Genomic DNA, 3,119 nt, shown 5'->3' with positions numbered 1-3,119 from the left:
GCAACTGGCGCTCGGTGGTCGACGAGCACGACACCCTCGTGGCGGCGCTGCGTCGGCCGCCCCTCGCCGGGCGACGGCCGCCCCGCCCTCACCCCTCCTGCGGTCCGGCGCCCTTCGTCCCGGCGCCCTCCCCCTCGGCACCCCCCTGCTCGACCTCGTGCGCCGCCTGGGAGCTGATGTGTGCGCGGGCCGCGCCGGACGCCGCCTCCGGGTCGCGCCGACGCAGCGCCGCCACGAGGGTGTCGTGCTCGTCGACCACCGAGCGCCAGTTGCGCTCGCCGAGCGGCGCCGTGATGCGGTAGCGGCGGATGGTCATCAGCAGCTGCTCGGTCAGGTCACCCAGGACCCGGTAGCCCGCCGCCTCCGCGAGGAGCTGGTGGAAGCGGGAGTTCAGCTCGGCCATCTCCCCGGTGACGTCGCGCTCCAGCGCCGCGCGCATCCGCTCCTGGACGTCCTCCAGCTCGGCGAGCTGCCGGTCGTCGATCCGCTGCGCGGCCAGTTCGGCGACCAGCGCCTCGATGGCCTCACGGGCGAGGAAGACGCCGCGCATCTCGGTGACGTCGATGCCGGCCACGGTGACCCCGGCGTGCACCCTGGACACCAGCAGCCCGTCCGACTCCAGCCGCTTCACCGCCTCGCGGATCGGGATCTTGCTGACCCCGAAGCTCCGGGCGAGTTCGTCCATGTTGATCCGCTCGCCGGCCTTGAGGTCGCCCTGGGCGATGGCACTGCGCAGACTCTCGTAGGCGAGATCGGCCTTGCTCTTCACGGCGGGGATGCGCTCCGCCCAGCTGCTCTGTCCCATTCGTTCATCGTATGCGATATCCATGGACTCCGGGGCTCCTGCGCCAAACCTTTCCCACCGCGCCCGATCAGCGGTCCTGTCCGATTTCTCCGAACAGTCTTGCCTGAAGGCATTTCGTATACTAAATTCGAGCCTGTCGACCTGAGGCTTCCCCTCGGCCGATGCGCGGGCGCCGCCCCCGCCGGGCGCGCACCGTCCCCCACGAGTCGAGGAGCACCGATGCCTCGCATTCTCACCGCACCCACGCCCGGCACCCCACGCCCGGCCACCGAACCGCGGTCCCGGCGGTGCGAGCTGGCCGACGACGACCTCGCCCCGGGCCGGCTGCGCCACTGGGTCACCGCCCTGCTGGCCGACTGGCACCTCTCCCACCTGGCCGACGACCTCGCCCTGGTCGCCACCGAACTCGCGACCAACGCCGTGCGGCACGGCGGCACCGGCGCCCGCGCCACCCTCTCGGTGCGCGGGACGGGCACCGGGCCGCGCGTGGTCCGGCTGGAGGTGGAGGACGACGGCCCCGGCTTCGATCCACCCGCGGTCGCCGCGACGACCGGGCCGGACGCCCTGGAGAGCTGCGGCGGGCGCGGACTGTTGCTGGTCGCCGCGCTCAGCACCGCATGGGGCGCGTGGCACACCGCCGCCGGCCAACTGGTCTGGGCCGAGCTGGTCGTCTGACGGGCGGACCGCGGGGGTCTGCGGCGAGGGCCGCAGGAAGGGCTCGCGGCGGCGCCCGCGGGGCGGGCGGCTCCGCAGGGAGGGCGGCTCCGCAGGGAGGGCGGCTCCGCAGGGAGGGGCCGCACGGGAACCACTCGGAGCTACCGGTCGCGAAACGAAACGGTCAGCCCCCTGGAAGCCGTTTCGTATATCGAATACCCTGCGCCATCGGTTCCGACTCCGCCACCCGAGGAGTTCCACCCCCATGACGTCCCTGCCCCACAGACTCGTCTCCACCGCCCTGGCCGCCGCCACGGCCCTGACCGCCGCGGCCTGCGCCCCCGACCCCCCGGCCCGGGCACCCGGGCGCACCACGGTCACCTTCTGGACCATGCCGTTCTGGATCGGCCGGCCGAACAACCTCAAGCACCTGATCGAGGACTTCAACGCCTCGCAGAGCCGGGTGACCGTCGAGCTCACCGTGCTCGACTGGCAGACCGGCCGGGACACCATCAAGAAGGCCGTGAGGAGCGGCCGGGGCCCCGACGTCTGGCTGGCCAACAACGGCCTCGAACTCGACCTGCTGACCGCCGCCGAGCTGGCCCCGCTGGACACCCTCGGCTACACCCCCGAGGACCTGGGCCGGTTCCGGCCCCTGGCGAAGGTCAACGAGTACCAGGGCCGCCTCTACGGCGCGCCCCTGTACTTCGACGTCAACGTCCTGCTCTACCGCAAGGACATCCTGCAGAAGTACGGCTTCAACGAACCACCCCGCACCTGGGAGGAGTTGAAGTCCACCGCCGCCGCCGTCGGCGCCCGCTCCGCCGCGTCCGGGAAGAAGGTGACGGGCTGGCAGTTCAAGGGCATGGACGACCACCTCAACGCCATCAACCCCACCTGGGAGAGCTTCCTCTGCCAGGCCGGCGGCAGCCTCGTCTCGTCCGACTTCAGGACCTCCACGCAGAACACCGAGGCCGGGCGCACCGCGATGGAGTACATGAAGTCCTTCTACACCGAGAAGATCTCCACGCCCGGTGTCAGCGCCCTCAACGGCTTCATCAACGGCGACGTCGCGATGTTCTCGTTCTACCAGAGCGTCATCTCCGACATCGCCGCCGGGAACGAGAGGACCAACGGCAAGTGGGCCGCCGCCCCGATGCCGGTCGGCCCGAAGAGCGGCTGCTCGGCCGTCGGCGGCCACAGCCTGGTGGCCCGCTCGGACCTCCCCGACCCGGGTGCCGCGGGAACGTTCATGCGCTGGCTCGCCTCCCCCTCGGTCAGCACCCAGTTCATGGAGTTCCACGGGATCTTCCCGTACGACACCGCCAAGGTGCCGCGCGAGACCAAGGCCACCGTCGACGCCTTCTACCAGACCGACCCCAGCTGGGCACCGATCATGGCCCAGTTCGACCGCAGCACCGCGGACCTGCTGCTCCAGGACCGCTACGGCTTCGCCGCCCGCTGGGAGGCGCAGAAGTCCGAGGTGACGGCCGGCGTCGACGGACGGACGCCCGTCGACCAGGCGCTGCGCAGCATCGACAGCACGGTCGACAAGGCCCTGCGCGGAGGCTGATCCCGCGCCGCGCCGGCCCGGTGGACCGCGCGCAACGGCCCGGGCCCCGGCCGGGAGCCGTCCGCGACCTCGGGGGTCGGGGACGGC

General features: G+C 72.2%; 3 protein-coding genes. 2 read left to right on the top strand and 1 reads right to left on the bottom strand.

Annotation, left to right across the window (positions count from 1 at the left end; translation table 11 throughout):
• Window positions 1-88: 88 nt before the first annotated feature.
• Window positions 89-805: a GntR family transcriptional regulator gene (locus ABZY91_RS41770; RefSeq protein WP_329951362.1), complete on the bottom strand. Its 717-nt coding sequence runs from the start codon at window positions 803-805 to the stop codon at window positions 89-91.
• 219 nt (window positions 806-1,024) lie between these two features.
• On the opposite strand from ABZY91_RS41770, the gene ABZY91_RS41765 reads away from it, so the two are divergent.
• Entirely contained in the window at window positions 1,025-1,480 is a 456-nt protein-coding gene (locus ABZY91_RS41765) for an ATP-binding protein (RefSeq protein WP_355409449.1), read from the top strand.
• 244 nt (window positions 1,481-1,724) lie between these two features.
• Window positions 1,725-3,032, top strand: a complete 1,308-nt coding sequence (locus tag ABZY91_RS41760; protein ID WP_355409447.1) for an extracellular solute-binding protein — start codon at window positions 1,725-1,727, stop codon at window positions 3,030-3,032.
• Window positions 3,033-3,119: the final 87 nt, after the last annotated feature.

The sequence above is a fragment of the Kitasatospora sp. NPDC002965 genome (assembly GCF_040611255.1).
Lineage (GTDB): Bacteria > Actinomycetota > Actinomycetes > Streptomycetales > Streptomycetaceae > Kitasatospora.
Note: the sequence above shows the minus strand (reverse complement) of the source record. Positions and strands in the feature narration are given on the sequence as shown.

Excerpts from the sequence above, each read along its gene's own strand:
- ABZY91_RS41770 (WP_329951362.1), bottom strand. The coding sequence starts at position 805 with ATGGGACAGAGCAGCTGGGCGGAGCGCATCCCCGCCGTGAAGAGCAAG.
- ABZY91_RS41765 (WP_355409449.1), top strand. The coding sequence starts at position 1,025 with ATGCCTCGCATTCTCACCGCACCCACGCCCGGCACCCCACGCCCGGCC.
- ABZY91_RS41760 (WP_355409447.1), top strand. The coding sequence starts at position 1,725 with ATGACGTCCCTGCCCCACAGACTCGTCTCCACCGCCCTGGCCGCCGCC.